Source organism: Flavobacterium zhairuonense (assembly GCF_004352915.1).
Classification (GTDB): Bacteria; Bacteroidota; Bacteroidia; order Flavobacteriales; family Flavobacteriaceae; genus Flavobacterium; species Flavobacterium zhairuonense.
The window spans coordinates 374,808-391,675 of sequence record NZ_SJSY01000074.1 but is presented as its reverse complement, the minus strand read 5'-3'; the positions used below and the strand labels follow the sequence as shown (position 1 = coordinate 391,675).

Sequence of the window (16,868 nt, the reverse complement as noted above, 5' to 3'; positions counted from 1 at the left end):
TAAATTTGATTTAAATCAAATTATACAATGATTATCATCATTTTTAACACAATTCCATACAGCCTGTTTTTTCGTAGGGAAAAATCAGGCCACAGCATTCCTGCAAGAAGCTGCGCATGGTGCATCTTCCCGTTCTTTCGCAAATCATTCTGCTCCTAATTATGCAAACACCTTTATATAATGCATAATGCCTTATCCTCCACCTCCACTGGGCGCCCCATCGTCTACAGAAGCTTTTTTTCGCATAAAAGGCTTAATTGCATTAGATACAAGATTATTGAACGTAACATTGACCTGCAGTGCATTATAGACCTTATCAACGGCAGCTCGGGGCAAATATTCATTGGCATATGATATTTCAATCTGAAAATCCTTAGTTGCCCTGTAGCCAAGTCCAAGGGTAATCCTGTTGCGATCAAAAAACTCATCTCCGCTTATTTCACTCTGTGTCTTGAAATACAGCTCGTCTGAAAAAAAAGCATATACTTCATTTTTGTCCTTTCTCTGCCCATTGAGAAAATAAACAGCTCTGCCCTGAAACCTGAAACGCTCCACTGCTTCAAAAATCCCTGATTCATTTTCAATATTCCGATCCTCTATCCTTCCCCTTAAGTTAACGCTGAGCCTGCCATGCTTTAATAAATTATACGTTGCCTGAAGAGCAAACCTGTATTCGGGCGCTTCATTCTGATTAAGTTCAGGCACATTCACATTAAAGTAGTAGGCGCCGAAAAAAGAAAGCTTCCAGCGGTCGGCCGGATAATAATGCACCCAGGCGCGCAGATTAAACTGGGTGAATCCATAAAAAATAGTATTATGCTGCGGAACGCCGCTTGAAGTCAGGCCCGCATCAGCTTCAATTGCCCATTTTTGATTTAAGTCATGGACAAATGCATATTCATTCCAAAACTGCTGAAGCTTTTCTGTCTGTCCAAAAAGGGGAAACTGCGCTAGAATCCCCATCATTCCAGCTAGAAAACACTTTGACAAGCTATTCATATTTTTATAACCTTAATCATATACCGCCGTAGTTAACATCCAGATTAGCGCTTATGAAGCCTTACATGGCTGCCGAATGAATATGCAGCGGCAATAGAGGGCCCATTATAGCCCCATTTAAAGAATCCGTTAAGTCTTTGCTTTTCAGCATCAACTCTGATATTCAAGCCAGTATATCCGGCTGTCAGGCTGAAATTCTTGTAGACGTTGTACAAAACAGATAAATTGTAGCTCAAAAGGCGCCCGTCGATATCATTTATCTTTACAGCTAAATAGTTAAAATTAGCATAAAGCCCCACTTTTTTGCCCAGTACAAATTCCCCCCATACCCCTATATCCGGCAGCGGCGCGGTTACGCCAAAATCATCATGATATTCGAGCCCCTGCGTTTGGCCTTCCAGACGCATGCCGACATCTATCAGCATGACATGCGCACCAACAATCGCACCAACCTCATAAGTCGGTTTGGATACAAATGCATAGCCGTAATAGATCCTTATGATCTGATTGTCGAAAAATGCAGAAACAGCTGCATCTACCGGATAGGTATGATCGCCAAATTCGATATCTTTCTGAAGGGTTTTTCTTGAGGATCTCTTCAAATAAAAATATTCAGAACCAAGTCTGGACCTTCTTGAAATCCTCCATTCAAATGAAGCGGCAAAAGACTGCGTATTTTTCCTAAAACCTAAATCCTTCTCAAAATCAATTAAATTCCCAAAATTCCCATTATTGCTTCCAACCTCGACTTGGGTATTGTTAACCGGAAAAAATGCGCCTGCCGAAATTTTAAAACGTCTGGCATGCCAGGGCAAATCCTCGGCGTCATAATCCTGAAAGCCCTCAGAGCTGTTTTGTGCGGCTGACAAGGCGGTCTCCGGTGAAATCCCTGCTGCAGTTTGGGTTTGCGCTTGTGCCGAAAGCCAAAAGGCGGCTACTATTATACAAAAAATTTTTTTCATTGCAGTGGTAAGGTTTTATTGATAAATTCTGATGCTTAAAGCGAATAAAAATCATTTATTTTATTTTTATGATTCTGCTCTTCCAATATTCAGAAAAATATACTTTTGATTAAATCAGTTGAAATGTCATTATAGCAGGGCCGCACAGCATCAGAAGCTCATCCTTCCTGTTATCTTATGCTGCATATCATAGGAATGCCAGACCCCAGCAAGCATAATACTGGCACTATGATGAACCGGCATTCGGAAAAAACACAGGCCTTTCCTGAGCGTTAATTCTTCATTACAGCCAAAATAGGCTCCAAAAATACCGGCTTTTCGCTCTATTGGCGAAATATGGCCGTTGGCATCGGATCTTAGCTTCAAAAACAGGGCATCCAAAGTTCCCATTAGGGCATCAAAAAATATAGCCTTGAAACTTCCATGATGAAAAGCAGAACCTTTTAGCATAATATCCTGCCAAAAAGTCTCCATTATATAAATCTGCATTCAAAGTTTAATAACTGACCGCCATCCCATAAACAGGAAAGCCATACTGCCTTCTTCAATAGGTGCCCGCAATATCCTTGAACAAATCGAGCATTATGCTCTATTTAGAATTTGCAGAACAATCAGACAAAGCCCATATTTTCTTAAACTAATCAAAAAATAACCTGAAACTGAAAAATGGCCTGCCAGTCCCCAACATATTCGGGTTTCTCTACATTATAGAAAGCCTGTGTGGCTGCCGAATAGAACAGCTTGCTTTTATCACCAATCTTAAATGTTTTCCCAGGCCCCCCGCCAAGAGGAATCAGCCAGCGATCATTGCTTGAAGCCAGCCAGTTTGCTATGATTGTTGCATTGCTTTCTACAAACCAGCCTGCAGAAAAATTGTAATAGGCTATATACTGCAGGCTTCCTGAATTTACTCTGTTGTCCCCTTCTCCACCCAATGACCAGTAATTCTGAACAACTATGCCTGCAGAAATCTTATCCCCTGCATAATACAATAAGGCAGTTGGCCCCATGCTCAGACAGCTGCTTCCCAAAGCCGAATTGGTTCTTGTCGGTATCTGCAAAGCTGGGCCCAATCCCCAGCTTAATTTTCCTTTTTTGGCAATGCTGGAAAAATAGCCGTTGAACAGAATATTTCCCATTCCTCCCTCGTGCGTGCCATCTGGCGTAATGGGAGGCAAGCTCTGGAACGGAATGATGGTATAGGTAATCAATTTAAGATTGCTCCCAAGTTTGAAAGGATATACAGGCTGGACCGAAAATGAACTTGCTGTACCATCTCCCACGGGAAGCAATAGTTCCTGCAGAAAAACGCTGCGCAGGCCGCTTACAGGATCCTGCCTCTTTTTACTCATTTCTTCTACAGATGCTGATTCAGACTGAGCCAATGTAGCATTGCCCATTAAGCATAGCAAAAAAATACTATGCACGATACCCCTCTTAAACATTTTTGACATAATCCTTAATATGTTTTTTTCATTCTCTTATTTTGCAGATAATTGAGAACGCTGATCCCAAAAAGACAAAAAAAAGAGTTTTACTTATTCATGAACTGAAAGTTTATTCCTGAGAATACCTGAAACTGAGGTTGCACTCCATCAATGAGCATAGAATATTGAGGTTCGATGAAAATGTTCACCATAGTGCCGCCCAATTTAATCACCTTTCCAATGCCTAGACCCAACGGAACAGAGTATGCGTTCTTTTTAAAATCAAAGGCCCATATGGGAGCTCCTCTCAAATAGGTGCCTTTGCCGAGCTGAAAGAAATAAAATGGCTGTATGGCGCCAACACTGGTATCCTCCCGGTCGCCGTCACCCGCAAAAGAAGCCTGCCAGGTTACCAGACCGCCGAATTGAAAAACAGGGGATTTGGCAATAAAGGCCACAAAAGCAAAACCGCCCTGCCATTTGCCGCTTCCAATTTCATCATGAGAAGCGGTCGGAGCCGTAACCATCGGCCCCAAGCCAACTGTTGTTGTGGCATCAGAGACCAAGGCATACGAAACAAAAGCATTCAGGTCTCCCAACCCATTGATAGTTTTTACCGAGCCTGAGCCATCAGGCATCGCCAAGGTGCTCAGAGGCAAAGAAGCCCTAAGCAAGAACTTTCCATTTGCAAAAGGCTTAGCAAATCGAATCCAAGCTGTGTTCATGTAGGCGTCAGAAGGAGCATTGCTCAACTTGGGCATATAATAATCATGAAAGTTAAGCGCAGTCATATTGGCCAATGGGTTGTTGGCTTGCGCTGCAGCAGCAGCGTCATTCTCCTGCGCCTGAACGGATTTAATTCCCATGAGGCAGAAAAGCATCAGGGCTATATTTTTTTTTCCCATCTTCCTTGTGTGTTTTTTTTCGGGAAAATTTTTCATTGTCAAAAATTCTCCCGAAAGTAAATGGTATTTTTTTATAAGGCTTGGTTTTCAATATGCTATTTTACTTCCTCAAAATCACTAGGAATCCAGGAATTGTCAATCGCTTTTTCAGTAGGACCATACAGGCGCAATATCGCAAAATAGCCTTTTCCCGGGATGGTCTTTAGCCAATTACCCGTTTTGCCTGCAGGTGCCTTTGGCCCAATATACAAATCGGTAGAGCCGTCTGCATTTTGAGCGGGCTTATCTCTTGAGCCTAGGGAAGGAAACGGCTGGCCATTGGCATAGCCTGAAGCGTTTTCAGCTTCATACAAGGTAAGCGACCAGAAATTGGCGGCCGGAACATTAGCCGGAAGAGCTACTTTATAGGTTGCTGAAGGGTTCAGATACTTGCCTTCCTTGTCTCGGAAAGCAATTACATATTTCGCCCCTTTGCCAGATGTTTGAGATATCATCCCCGGGCTTATAGAATAATAATCAGTAAAGAACCAGGTGCGAAGATCAATATCCGTGAAACCGCCGTCTTTGCGCTTCCATCCCAGATCCGCAAAAGGGCCTCCGATATTATCGGGAGTCGCTCCCGCCAATGGATTGATCCACTGATGATTTGGATATACAATAAATGAGCGTCCGCTCGCAGAATTTTTAAACCCAATCACACGGCTGATTTTATAGGCTGATTTAGCCGCTTTATCCAGTATATCCTTTGTATGGGCATCAGGATTGAAAGGCTTTCCCTTAATAATGCCCAATGAGGCAAACATCCCCAGCCAGTCAGGACTTCCGATATTCTCTGTCGCTTCTGTCTCCAACAGTCGCTTCAATTGCTCAAAAGCACTGAAATTTCTTGCCGGAAGCATATCTGCCGCAATGCCTGAAGCATCCGGATATTTCATCGGCAATGCTGTAGTTTCTTTTCCTAGCGGATATATTTTCGATTTTTCCATTAGCGAAACCGCTGGTGTCAAATCAGAAGGAGTCTGGTAAAACGCTCTGAGAAAGATAAAAACATTGTTGGTCCCTGAGCGATAAACAAAATAGCCCGAAGGCACTTTGCCTTTATACCCTGGAGGCAATATCAAGAATTTGCCTCCTTTACCTGCATCAGGGCCAAAAAAACCGACATCTCCAAAATATTTGCCCCCGTCTACAGGAATTGGACGCTGCCAGAAATCCAGCAGGATTCCCTGCAGCATAGAGGGCGCTTCGAAAACCATTGGTCCTTCTTTTCCAAGATCCACGTAACTCATCGCGTAGATGACATCTGAGTTGGGGGTGGTTACGAGCGTTTTAGCATCCAGCCTTTTCTTCCAAATCGGCAATATGTTATAGCCTGCGCCAAAAGTCTTCTCCGAACCCTCTTTCATCCCTAATGTATTGATCAGGGGCAGTGCCCATAAATAAGTCTGGCTAGCACGCTGGAACAATAATTCGTCAGCCAATATTTTTGACTGCTCGTCTGTCGGACGGTTTTCTGCAAAAGCCATATTGGCCAACTCGTCAAAACGGGAATTCGAAGTTGCCGCTGATGCGCTTCCTGATGTCTCTCCCTCTCCTCTTTTTTTATCCTGATTACAGGCTGCCGCTAGCAGGACAGTCATTAGAAAAATCAATTTCATTTTCATAACTAAACTGTTTTTTTTTGATTATTTTATTTCTTCAAAATCATTAAGCGCCCAAGATTTGTTAAAGAAAGCTTCCGTTGGCCCATAAAATCTAAAATAGGCAAACCATCCCTTATCTGGATTAGTCTGTATCCAGTTGGATTCCTTTCCTGCAGGCGCCTCAGGGCCAAAATATACATCTATTGAACCATCACTGTTTTTTTGAATGCCTTCTTTTCGCGATGAAAGATCTGGTCGTCCCTGTTTGGTTACCTGCATTTGTCTGGTGCCTTCATCATAAGCTGTAACCGACCAGAATTGCGTTACAGGCGGGTTTGCAGGGACATGAAGCTTATAGGTTTTGCTGCCGTTGAGCCAGTTTTTGTTTTTATCGCTGTATGAGGCAATATATCTTTGGCCAACACCAGGAGTCTGCGTAAGCATGCCTTTAGAAATCACTACCGCTTCATAAAACCAGGCCGCACGTTCATCCAACTGATCAAAATTTGTTGCTTTCTGGTCCACCGACACTACCAAAGCATGCTTCCATTGCGTATTAGGCCAAAAAGGCGGTTCAACTCGTTTGTCAGAAGTATTTGCCTTTGCCATGGCTTCACCGATTAAAGCTCCTTGCTCCAATATTTTCTTTTGGCGTGCATCGGGTTTAAATGGTTTTCCTTTTTCGATGCCAAGAAAACGAAGCTGTGCCAAAATCAATCGGTCACGTTCATCTACGGGTTCATTCTGAACAACTTCATTGAGTGATTCCCAATATGCCATGCCTCTCGGCGGCATCTGGCTCCATTTTACATCCCCGGCACGGCGAACAGAAACTTTAGCCCCTATGCCATTTGGTGACCATGAATAAGTTTTAATCAAGGGAACAAGTTTTTTTATCTCCTTTTCCTTATCTGCGCCAAGAAGCCTCACTCCAGCAAGTATGGTACGACCAGGTGATGCGACAACAAAATATCCCTTAGGTGAGACTTTTTTATAGCCCGGAGGAAGTATCAGATATTTGCCTCCCTTTCCTTTATCTGGGCCAACTACCCCCAAATCTGCCAGTACGCGCTGCCATATATCCAAAATCATCCCAGCCATCAGGCCTTCAGGAATTTCCACCACCATTGGACCGCTCTTCTCCAGATCGATAAATGTTGCAATATAGGGAGTAGTGTAATTTGGCGTAAGTATTCCCAGTTTTTCCTGAAAATCCAGATACGACAGCATTTCTCCATTCTTGCCTTTCATGTCATTCTGATGCCCCTTGGCCCATTCATGAAGACCGACAGCTGGAATCCCCCAGATATACGCCTGACATGCCCGCTGGAAATCCATGTCATCATATAACTTCTGCACCGTTTCTCTCGAAGGGTATCCGCTTTCAAATGTAAGCTTTCCGATCGGTGTCTCAATGGAACCGTTCTCAGGAAGTTCAAAAACTGATTTGTCTTGCGCAGTAATCGGCTGATAGGCGGCTAAAAAAAGTAAACCTAACACAATTTTTCTTTTCATAATCTTAAGTTTAAAATAGTTTTTATATTGGTTATTTTGCTTAAATAAAATAATTCAAAAACATATTCCTACGGAAGAATTAAACATTTTCAGGCAATGAAAATCCTTTACGATTAAGCTTTATCAATTTGATAAAATCAGCATCAAAAACATACTGCAAATCATTCTGTGGCATGTTTACTATCAATCAATGAACAAGTCAAGCCAAAATTGGCCCTGAATTTTTTCGTTTTATAATTCCATTTTTAATAGTAAGTCTCCAATTACCACATCAAATAAAATTTATTGGTCCTTTTTGATTCTGCACAAAATTTAAAAACCAAAAAATTTCACTAAATGCTTTAAAAAAAATTCCTCATTACGGCAACATTTCAATTTTCTTTTCATCACTGGCGACATAACATATATCCCGAGTGTATAAGGCGTAGTTTTCATAAAAAGCTTCATATCAAAAACTTAAAACTAATTTACAATATTTTTCCTTCATTTTATTGATGTTGATTTAAATCATTTTTTTTTCAGATTTAAATCATCAAATGGAATTCGTTTTTTAATGTCAGTTCCGAAATGCAATTATTTTGGATGTCTTGTTTTAAACACATTCAAAGCATCACAAAGACTGGATTTATATCCTCGAGACAGCGCAAGCATGGATGTCATCTTTATTTTTCTGCATATCTGGCATCTCGAAGTAAAAAATACAGAATGTGAAAGAAAAAAAAATTGATTAAAATCAATTTTATTATACCGTTTACATCATTTAAATCTCACTATTAAATAGGTAATTTAATCGACCGATAATTTTGATTTTAAAGCCTTAAAATAAGGCCGATCACTAATATCAAATTCTTATAATATTAATGAACTAAGAAAGAATTGCAATGTCTGTAGAAAATAACGAAACTGATCCTAACGCAAGATTGGCCCCAGACAACTGTGTCCTAATACTAATTGATCATCAGCCATTTCAGCATGAGTGTGTTTCTGACTGGATAAGGGCAACTGGCAAAAAGAAAATTGTAATAGCGGCGCTATGGACTGAAATATGCAATGCAATGCCTGTGATTCCAGCATTGGGAGAAGGATACGAATTTTATTTTATCACTGATGAAACCCTCGGAATAAGTCTTGAAGCACACGAAATGGCAGTGATGAGGATGCTTAACGAAGGTGCAATCCCCATTACATGGGCTGTTTTTGGTTCGGAATTTCAGGGAGAATACTCAAGTTCAGAATCTCTTCCACAATTGAGTGAAATATTAATGAACTATATGGAAAATATAGGAACATGCCTAACATGGAATTTCTAGTATGGCTATTGGTCTCCCTCTATGGATTAATACCTTAATCAGATGTATTCAAGCGTAAAACAAAAACAAATCAAGGGCAAAACTAAGGCAAGCCGTCGAATGGATTTTGACAAAATTGTTTCCAATCATTTTCAAGATCAGCTTTTAGCATCTGCAACCCAGGATTCAACGCACCAAGTTTTTCTATTTTCTCAAGATATAATAAAAGATTGTAGCAAGTGGTAAACTGGCCTGTAGCAATTATTGAACGCCTCATGTCTTCGGACTCATGCTTTTTGTCGAACCACAATGTAGTACCCATCCTTCTAGACTTTTCTGCAACCGCAACAAGAGCAACCGAAGGGCTATGCTTATGTCTAGCTATTGTCGCCTGACTTAAGTCATAAATTGTGTTCTGAATGACTTGATCTTCATATTTGTCATTACTAAAAAGAGATTCATAATACATACGCCGAATCTGTTTTAGATAAACGTCATTTGTCAAAATAAAGACAGATTTTAATCTTGATGCGATCATTTGCCTTACAAACCCTAACGATAGTTTGGCAAAATCCCATCGAAACTTTTTAAACATTTTGCCCCATGAACTTTCAGGTTTAGATTTCATAAAAAATCCTTTAATTTTTACAAACAGGTATATGCCAAGCAGAGATCCAAAAATCCCCGATAAAGTTCCTGTTATATATTCCCATGGCGCCCAAACTCCTTTATCCATAATTAAAAGTATTGGCAGCCATAATGCAGCTACCAATAATATTAACAGCACGAATCTGATTGAAAATATATCGTACCATTTATTCTCATGGACAGGCAAGGTATAACCATCCATAAATGGGCTTGTGACATCACAACTAATAAACAGATCAAATGCAGGCAAATTATTTCCAACACGGCGAGCATCCGCCTTGAGGAACGCATCAATGGCCTGATTGTCATCAACTCCGCCATCCATGAGTCCAAACTGACGTTTTTTTTCATAATCTTTATTGCTTAATATGCTGAGGTGGTTGTATTTGTCAATTGTGTAGCTGTTTGCTTTATAAGAAATCGAAGCGCCTAATTGGTCCTCTGATACGTTACTATTGGCATAATCTTTTGGGAAGATCATCGGTTCAAAACCCGATGGGAAGCAAGAAGATGCCGCCAGTATATCCGCTAACTTAATCTTTTGCGATTCCGAAATTCCATTTTCTGTAAAATGAATATAGTTGTTGCCTATTTTCCCTTTGGGAAACCAGTTATCGGCATGCTGTGATTGAAACCGGAAAGGAAGACCATTTGTAAATTCAGTCGCATTGACACAAATCTCCTCGAGATGCGGTTCATTATTCCTGCTGTTAAATATACCAAAATCCTGCCCATTAAATATCCTATCATAAGCCATACTGAAAGCGTTGATCAAGTTGCGGCTTTTTACATCCCGACTTTTCCACTTTGACGGTGTATTAAGAATTTGCAGGGCTTCTTCCAGTAATTTGTCCTCCTGCATCTCCTTATTAAGAACTGTATAGGCATTATCAAGGTTGCCTCCATTAAAAATACAAGAACTGTAAACAAGATTGGTGATGCTGCCTCCAGAGGCTGAAGAAATATATTTGACATTTTCGAGCAAAGGCGAGCCATCAATTTTAACTCTACCCAGATATTTCAAGCATCCCAAACTGTAGGCAGCTGCACGAAAACCGCCACCAGAAAATGCGAGCGCTATGTTTTTCATAGTTGTATTTTTGGTTGTATTTAGTTCAATTCTAAAGAAATCTGTTTAATTAAATAAAGTTAAATGAAGAGAAATAAATCAATTTTTAACTTCGGTTGAACGACATTTACTGAGTTAATATTTGCATTGAAAATTAGCAAATATGATGATCATTTTGATCTCAATAACCTCTATTAATTTTGGTAAAACTGATCTAAATTCTTCATTTAAATACCAAGTTAGATAATCGGTTTTAACTATAGTAATTATATCAATAATAAATTAAAATCACATTCTTTAACATTTTTTAAGCACTAAACCCTTGCGATACGTACAAACCGCTCTGTGATCAAAAATTAAAATAATTATCTTATAAAACAACTTGAAGATAAGCCAATTTCTTTAAATTTTGCATAAAATTATTTTGAAATTGCGTCGTAGAGGGGCACACAGCCAAATTGCGCCAATTGAAGACAATTGACGCAATTTCTTTTACCACTTCTACTAAATTGAATCATTCTTGCTTTTATTTTCTTTTTTTTAATAATAGTAAAGCAAAGAGTCAGCCGCATCAGTGTATATATTTTACAAGAAAAATAATATAAATAATTGATTTATCATTCGAACACTTAACAGGATTCGAACATCAAGAATGAAGAGAAACGATGAGTTATAATATCTTATTTTTTTCTAGTTACTGTTCAATTTCAAAAAATGAAATCTTATTTTAAAATGGCTTAATATTTCATAACTTTTTCAATTTCCCGTTCTCATTTTTTAAAATATAATTGTTGCTCGACTGAAGCAAGAAATTGGTTTATTTCTTTTTGAATTTACAAAAAAACTGCAAATAAATAACTTGCAGTTTTTTCCTTTTATATAAAAGCTAAAAAAATTAAATCTTTGTAATAGCCGGTGGCGTCCATGTACCTTTGGTGACTCCTTCTTTCCCCCAATACGCGCGAATGTATAAAGAAAATGTCCCATCTGGTGATGGAAGCCAATTACTTTCCTTATCGGCTCCAGGAGATGTCGAGCTTACGTAAATCGTCAGAGATCCATCTTTGTTCTTTTTTAGGCCTTTATTTTTTGTACCCAATGAATATCTGTTTATTTTATTTTTAGAAAATAAATGGTGCTCATTATATAAAGTCAGAGACCAAAATCCCTGCACAGGAGGTTCTTCTCCCTTTACAAAAGTTACGGTATAATTATTCTTGCCGTCTAACTGCGTTTTATCTGAGGCATTATCTGTGTAGTAATACTGTGTTTCATTTGGTCTGTTATCAAACATGTTAGATTTAGCAGTTGCAGCTCTGTTGTAGTAATCATAACTTCCTGAACCTTCCCAGTCTGCACTGTAAAAGGAACGATTCCACCCGTTTCCTGCCGCTACTCCGTTATTTTTCCAAAGAAAAAAGCTATGTATAATATTTTCTTCTGTTTTTTGAGCTGTTTTGACAAGTGCTTCTTTTATTGCCGGATCTGATTTAGCGGCTGCTATTAATTCTTTTAGCTGTGCATACAATTCTTCCTCACCTTTAAGCGGAGGCAAAATCTCCAATACTTTGCCCAGCTCATTTTCGTCAAAAAACTTTTCAGGAACAACCCATTTTGTTTCTTTACCGTCAGAAGCAGGGCCTTTTATAGCTGGTAGATTTTTATATACAACGGTTTTCTTTTTTCCGTCAAACGCCGCAACAGGATAAGCGACAATCTGATTTATTGCAGCCTGAATGGCTTGCTTGTCTTCTTTAGTGTCATTTTGGAACACTCTCGGGATAATATTCGCTAATGTTGTTGGACATTTAACAACATCTGTAATTCCTTTAGGTGTTTCGCCTTTCCAATTAGGTCCAGTCAACAGATAAAATCCAGGTTTAGTGCCATATGGTTTGCCCAATTGCCCAAATTGATTTGTTCTATGATCGTACATTGCATATACCCAAAAACGATCTCCAAAATCTGGAACCTGAAGCACTACGGGCTGTGAATCTAAATCGAAAAATCCAAGACCATAGACCACATCTTGATTGGGACATGTAACAAACGTTTCATCAGGAGTGATATAATCGTTAAGCATCGCTAATTGTCCCTGAGGAGCCACTGGCAGAACGCCGTTTAAATATGCCGGTTTAGGTGCTTGGGTTATTGCGGTTCGTCGATTTAGCATATTTACCAGAGGCCACGCCCAAACGTATGCAAACTCTCCCAGTTTCTGTGCATATTCTGGACTCATTTTTTCCTTTTTTGGAAGCACTAGAGAAAAATCGCTGCCTGCTTCTGTATTCTTTATTTCTAAAGTAGTAAATGCAACCGGCGCTGCTTCTTCTGGTTTACTTGTCTCTTCCTCTGCCTTTTTTTTACAGGAAATCGTTATTCCTATTGCAATTAAAAATAAAACGGCTACTTGCAATGATTTCTTTTTCATGTTAAATTTGATTAAATTGTCATTAAATACTTTACTGCTTCTTTTTATTTTTTTTGATTTTTTATAGTATCAGGCGTTCCTTTCTCTAAAATGGCCGACATGTAAATATGGTTTATTTTGGCTTACATTTTGTCTCTCCATAATCAAAAGATATTTTAAGTATAAATTTACAAAAGAATGTATTACAATCTCAATTAAAGTGGTTGCATATTAAAATGTGAAACATTAAAATGTTTGAAGTTGATACAATTTTTCCGATAAAAAGTTAAGGTTATTTATAGCCTGCAGAGATCAATCATCATAAATTCTGATATGAATTGGGACCACTTTCCTACTTCATAAAATTTAAATCAATATTAATTGGGATTTTTAAAAGCTTGGTTGGAGTTGATATCTTTTTGCGACTAAAATTTAAGATTATGTCCTGCAAAATCAATTTTCAATAAATTTTGATATGAATCGAAACTGCTTATTGCTTCATAAAATTTAAATCAATACTATATGGAGGATTTTTAAAAGCTTGATTAAATGAATATAGAATCCAGTAATTTTATTATGTTTGAAATACACAAAAAAAAAGAATAATACTACTGTCTGTTAATTTGTTAGCAATTTAAATTTTGTGAATGATAATATTGATTTAGTAAAAAATTGAATTTGGGTGCAGAATCGGTGCATACAGTTTCAAGACACAGATAAAACTGGCATAAAAAGCGGTTTCAAGCCTAAAGTTCGAATCCTGCTCCCTTTGAAACGGTTGAAATCGCGTCAAATCAATAAATTTGAAAGAAAGCTGTACTTGTCAGACAAATTATCTCTTTATATTAAATGTTTTTTGAGGATGTAATGGAGCGGTATAAGTATTTCTGCTGGCTATTATCCCTCTATTTTTTGGATTATAATTATACTTCAATACCTCTGATTCGATTTCCTGTATTGTTTTCTTTTTCCCTTTAGAAATCCACTCTAAAAGTTCTTCTTCAAAAAAATACAGCTTTTTACCATATTTATAGCACGGAATTTTTCTTTGCCTAACAAGAGCGTAAATTGTAGGCTTTGCTTTTCCTATCAGCCGGCTTGCTTCTTCAATGCCAATAGGAATACTTTTTTCTTTAGATTCATATACCTGTACATTCTGAATCATAAGTTTAATCTCGGCAACTTCTTTCACTAGGTGTGCTACTGCCTTGGGCAGGTTCTCAAAAGAGATTTCGTTTGTATCCATAGCTATCGTCTTTAACAGTTATGGTGCAAATAAAAAAAGTGTTTTTGCTGTGTCATTCTCCACAGCAAAAACACTTGAAAAACACAGTGCTTTATAAATATTAGCAATTAAAAATCTGTAAAATCTTCTATAATCTTTATAAGCCCTTTTTGTTCATCATCTTTGAGATGCGTTTTAATGCTTTTCTCTTCAACATCTTTTAAAGCGTCAGCAAAAGTCAGTTTTAAAAATTGTGCGGCCCTGTCCTGTCTGCTGACTTTAAAACAATTCCAGATATTCCAGCCAAAATGATACAGATCCAGACTGGACAGCTCTTTTACTTTTACCGGTTTAATCTTTTCAAAATTTATGCCTTCAGCATATATGATAATATTCTTACCCAATTGCTTCAAGTCATCATCGGACGCATACAGCGCGAACTCCTGTTGCGTATAACGGATGGCAGCATCAATTCTGTCCTGTTTCTGATTTCTGGCTGCATTTTGCCGCTCCTCCCTTATCTGTTCAATATCTCTGGCAGAATTTTTATTTTCAGACAATTCGGACTTAACGAAAGCATCCTGCCTCTCTTCTATTTTTACAAGTTTCTCCCTTGGAATCCTACTTTCAGACGATTCATTTTTTTCTGCCTTCAAAAAACGATTCAGTAATCTCTCGGCCAAATCGTTAAGAAATAAGTTTAAAATTGCAAACATTAATATTCCAAATCCAATTCCGATCCAGAAAAATACGCCAGCCGTATAATCATCAGCACCCATTTCTATCAGCACAAATCTTGTGATTGCACCTATAAAAATACAGACTAAAAGTACAGAGAGGTAAACTGCGATATATTCAAAGTATTTTGTTTTCATTACAGCTTATTCTTTAAAGATTCCAATTGTATTGCCTGCGAAGCTTTGTTTTTCTTCTCATCTATTACTTTTGCATAGATTTGAGTAGTTTTTACGTTGGTATGCCCCAGCATTTTACTGACCGTATAAATGTCTGTCCCGCTCGACAGCTGCAATGTTGCAAATGTATGACGAAAGCAGTGGAAGGTAATATTCTTTTTAATGCCCGCCGATTCAATCCATTTTTTTAAAGGGCGTGAAATCCACGACGGATCCGGCAGATCCTCAAAAACAAGCTGTCCGGGTAGCCGAGGCTCTCCGCAGAGCTGGAAAGCCTGCTGGGAAATAGGCATATATTCGATACCCCTTGTCTTTTTCTGCGTGAAATGCAGTTTGGCCATGCCGTCTTCAAGGCTTATCTCTTTCCAGCGGAGCTTCTGGATGTCGGAATGCCTCAGGCCGGTAAGCGCTGAGAAAAGCGCGGCTCTTTTAAGGACATCTTTTTCGCAAGGCGTTTCAGCCAACACGTTCAATTCTTTAATGGTAAGATATTCGCGCCTTGATTCCTGCTCAGGTATACCTTTTATTTTTGAAGACAAATCAACGGTTAGATATCCGTCGATAAAGGCCTGTTTTAAAGCCGCTTTAAAAATGGAAAAATACCTTGCTGCAGTGTTGCGGGAAAGTATTCCTTTTTTGCCTCCTCCGAGCGGCGCAGCCAGCAGAAACAGCTTAAAATCTTCCGCCATTCTGATGTTAATCTGAGAAAACATCAGACTGCCTGCAGAGTAGCTTTTTAAAAATTCTTTGGTCCGCTCCCAATTGATCTGAATGGATTTTGAACTTCGGGCGTGTCTTTTAGCTGCTACAGAAGCAATGTATCTGATAAAATCCTCTTTTCCTCTTTCCATCTGTTCAATCAATAGGTTCTCAGAGTCACTGAATAGATCTATATTATCGTATTCTTTCTGACGGATTTTACGTACCCCGTCAGCATAAAGCATTGTCTCGCGGTCGCTTTCGCTTCTGCAGATTATTATTCCGTTATCGCTGCGTCTGGGTTTGTAGGATTTTACACCGTCTGCATCTGTCTGGGCTGCTCTTTTCTTGTCCCACTCCACTGTTGTAACGGATCTGTTTAAATACTCGCGGATTCTCTGAGGAGCTTTCTTTCCGGAAACCTCTACAGGATAGCTCTCTATGTAAACATACCATTGATTTTTGTCTTCTGCTTTTCGAAGACGCACAGTTACCTTGGTTTTTGCTAATTGCTTCATATAAAATCATTTCCGTTATACAAGTTATCAATTTCGCTTTTTGGGGCATATACATGTTTTCCAATCTGTCTGGTAGGGATTGAATATTTCCTGATATGGCTGTAGACAGAACCTTCAGATATCTGAAATCTCTGAGCTATTTCACCGATGGAATAGCAGTCCTCTTTTTCAAGGCTGTATAATTTTTTCTTCGGAGCGCTTTCAGGCTGCGGCAGGCTGCGGGCAGGGCCGAAAATCTCTTCCATGACTCTGCGGTCTATCCTTACAAGTCGGGTTCCAAGATTGACTGAAGGAATTTTTCCCTGGCCGACAAGCCTGTAAAGGGTCTTTTTGGCAACGCCAAAAAGCATGCCAGCTTCAGGAACAGAAATAAATGCTCTGTTCTCGGGTATTTTATCTACCAGAGCTTTGACTTCGCCTTCAATTTTAAGCTGCTTAATCTTCTGTTTATATGCTTTTTTGCTGCATATATGTGAGCAGTAAACAGAAGCCACGGTTTTAGGCAGAAATTCCTCCCCGCAGTTAAGACATTGTTTATTTCTTCTTTTCATCGCCTTTGTCGCCTAATTAAGGTACCATAAGGGTACATAAGGGACACTTTGTCTCCCTTTAAGTGCCGGTACAAATATGGTACAAATATATGAT

14 protein-coding genes are annotated in these 16,868 nt (G+C 38.9%); 1 reads left to right on the top strand and 13 read right to left on the bottom strand.

The window, feature by feature from the left end:
• Positions 1-192: 192 nt before the first annotated feature.
• The 7 genes from EYY60_RS16075 to EYY60_RS16045 form a co-directional block, all read right to left on the bottom strand.
• Positions 193-999, bottom strand: a complete 807-nt coding sequence (locus EYY60_RS16075; protein WP_132990330.1) for a DUF2490 domain-containing protein — start codon at positions 997-999, stop codon at positions 193-195.
• A gap of 44 nt (positions 1,000-1,043) precedes the next feature.
• On the bottom strand, positions 1,044-1,961 hold the full coding sequence (locus EYY60_RS16070) for a hypothetical protein (RefSeq protein ID WP_132990329.1): 918 nt from the start codon (positions 1,959-1,961) through the stop codon (positions 1,044-1,046).
• Positions 1,962-2,111: 150 nt separating this feature from the next.
• A complete protein-coding gene (locus EYY60_RS16065) occupies positions 2,112-2,450 on the bottom strand; it encodes a hypothetical protein (RefSeq protein WP_132990328.1) in 339 nt (112 codons plus the stop codon).
• Positions 2,451-2,602: 152 nt separating this feature from the next.
• Positions 2,603-3,406, bottom strand: a complete 804-nt coding sequence (locus EYY60_RS16060) for a hypothetical protein (protein WP_132990327.1) — start codon at positions 3,404-3,406, stop codon at positions 2,603-2,605.
• Between the two features lie 89 nt (positions 3,407-3,495).
• Positions 3,496-4,329: a hypothetical protein gene (locus EYY60_RS16055; RefSeq protein WP_235832340.1), complete on the bottom strand. Its 834-nt coding sequence runs from the start codon at positions 4,327-4,329 to the stop codon at positions 3,496-3,498.
• Between the two features lie 59 nt (positions 4,330-4,388).
• Positions 4,389-5,957: a DUF1254 domain-containing protein gene (locus EYY60_RS16050; protein ID WP_208749484.1), complete on the bottom strand. Its 1,569-nt coding sequence runs from the start codon at positions 5,955-5,957 to the stop codon at positions 4,389-4,391.
• 21 nt (positions 5,958-5,978) lie between these two features.
• Positions 5,979-7,451 carry a DUF1254 domain-containing protein gene (locus EYY60_RS16045; RefSeq protein ID WP_132990326.1) on the bottom strand — a complete coding sequence of 491 codons (1,473 nt, stop codon included), beginning with the start codon at positions 7,449-7,451 and terminating at the stop codon, positions 5,979-5,981.
• 881 nt (positions 7,452-8,332) lie between these two features.
• Between EYY60_RS16045 and EYY60_RS16040 the strand changes: the two genes are divergently transcribed.
• On the top strand, positions 8,333-8,761 hold the full coding sequence (locus EYY60_RS16040) for an isochorismatase family protein (RefSeq protein ID WP_132990325.1): 429 nt from the start codon (positions 8,333-8,335) through the stop codon (positions 8,759-8,761).
• 82 nt (positions 8,762-8,843) lie between these two features.
• Here the strand turns inward: EYY60_RS16040 and EYY60_RS16035 are convergent, their stop codons facing one another.
• The 6 genes from EYY60_RS16035 to EYY60_RS16010 form a co-directional block, all read right to left on the bottom strand.
• Positions 8,844-10,478, bottom strand: a complete 1,635-nt coding sequence (locus EYY60_RS16035) for a patatin-like phospholipase family protein (protein ID WP_132990324.1) — start codon at positions 10,476-10,478, stop codon at positions 8,844-8,846.
• Positions 10,479-11,352: 874 nt separating this feature from the next.
• The gene (locus EYY60_RS16030) at positions 11,353-12,888 is read right to left on the bottom strand and encodes a DUF1254 domain-containing protein (protein ID WP_132990323.1); all 1,536 of its coding nucleotides are present in this window, start codon (positions 12,886-12,888) and stop codon (positions 11,353-11,355) included.
• Between the two features lie 811 nt (positions 12,889-13,699).
• Positions 13,700-14,113: a helix-turn-helix domain-containing protein gene (locus EYY60_RS16025; protein ID WP_235832339.1), complete on the bottom strand. Its 414-nt coding sequence runs from the start codon at positions 14,111-14,113 to the stop codon at positions 13,700-13,702.
• 107 nt (positions 14,114-14,220) lie between these two features.
• On the bottom strand, positions 14,221-14,967 hold the full coding sequence (locus EYY60_RS16020; RefSeq protein WP_132990322.1) for a hypothetical protein: 747 nt from the start codon (positions 14,965-14,967) through the stop codon (positions 14,221-14,223).
• Positions 14,967-16,223, bottom strand: a complete 1,257-nt coding sequence (locus EYY60_RS16015) for a site-specific integrase (protein ID WP_132990321.1) — start codon at positions 16,221-16,223, stop codon at positions 14,967-14,969. The genes EYY60_RS16020 and EYY60_RS16015 overlap by 1 nt, the downstream gene beginning before the upstream one ends.
• Positions 16,220-16,774, bottom strand: a complete 555-nt coding sequence (locus EYY60_RS16010) for a helix-turn-helix domain-containing protein (RefSeq protein WP_132990320.1) — start codon at positions 16,772-16,774, stop codon at positions 16,220-16,222. Before EYY60_RS16010 ends, EYY60_RS16015 begins: the two co-directional genes overlap by 4 nt.
• Positions 16,775-16,868 lie beyond the last annotated feature (94 nt).

Bases quoted from the DNA above. Each gene is read 5' to 3' on its own strand.
- EYY60_RS16045 (WP_132990326.1), bottom strand. From the start codon at position 7,451: ATGAAAAGAAAAATTGTGTTAGGTTTACTTTTTTTAGCCGCCTATCAG.
- EYY60_RS16065 (WP_132990328.1), bottom strand. From the start codon at position 2,450: ATGCAGATTTATATAATGGAGACTTTTTGGCAGGATATTATGCTAAAA.
- EYY60_RS16070 (WP_132990329.1), bottom strand. From the start codon at position 1,961: ATGAAAAAAATTTTTTGTATAATAGTAGCCGCCTTTTGGCTTTCGGCA.
- EYY60_RS16015 (WP_132990321.1), bottom strand. From the start codon at position 16,223: ATGAAGCAATTAGCAAAAACCAAGGTAACTGTGCGTCTTCGAAAAGCA.
- EYY60_RS16040 (WP_132990325.1), top strand. From the start codon at position 8,333: ATGTCTGTAGAAAATAACGAAACTGATCCTAACGCAAGATTGGCCCCA.
- EYY60_RS16020 (WP_132990322.1), bottom strand. From the start codon at position 14,967: ATGAAAACAAAATACTTTGAATATATCGCAGTTTACCTCTCTGTACTT.
- EYY60_RS16060 (WP_132990327.1), bottom strand. From the start codon at position 3,406: ATGTTTAAGAGGGGTATCGTGCATAGTATTTTTTTGCTATGCTTAATG.
- EYY60_RS16035 (WP_132990324.1), bottom strand. From the start codon at position 10,478: ATGAAAAACATAGCGCTCGCATTTTCTGGTGGCGGTTTTCGTGCAGCT.
- EYY60_RS16025 (WP_235832339.1), bottom strand. From the start codon at position 14,113: ATGGATACAAACGAAATCTCTTTTGAGAACCTGCCCAAGGCAGTAGCA.
- EYY60_RS16075 (WP_132990330.1), bottom strand. From the start codon at position 999: ATGAATAGCTTGTCAAAGTGTTTTCTAGCTGGAATGATGGGGATTCTA.
- EYY60_RS16010 (WP_132990320.1), bottom strand. From the start codon at position 16,774: ATGAAAAGAAGAAATAAACAATGTCTTAACTGCGGGGAGGAATTTCTG.
- EYY60_RS16030 (WP_132990323.1), bottom strand. From the start codon at position 12,888: ATGAAAAAGAAATCATTGCAAGTAGCCGTTTTATTTTTAATTGCAATA.
- EYY60_RS16055 (WP_235832340.1), bottom strand. From the start codon at position 4,329: ATGAAAAATTTTCCCGAAAAAAAACACACAAGGAAGATGGGAAAAAAA.
- EYY60_RS16050 (WP_208749484.1), bottom strand. From the start codon at position 5,957: ATGAAAATGAAATTGATTTTTCTAATGACTGTCCTGCTAGCGGCAGCC.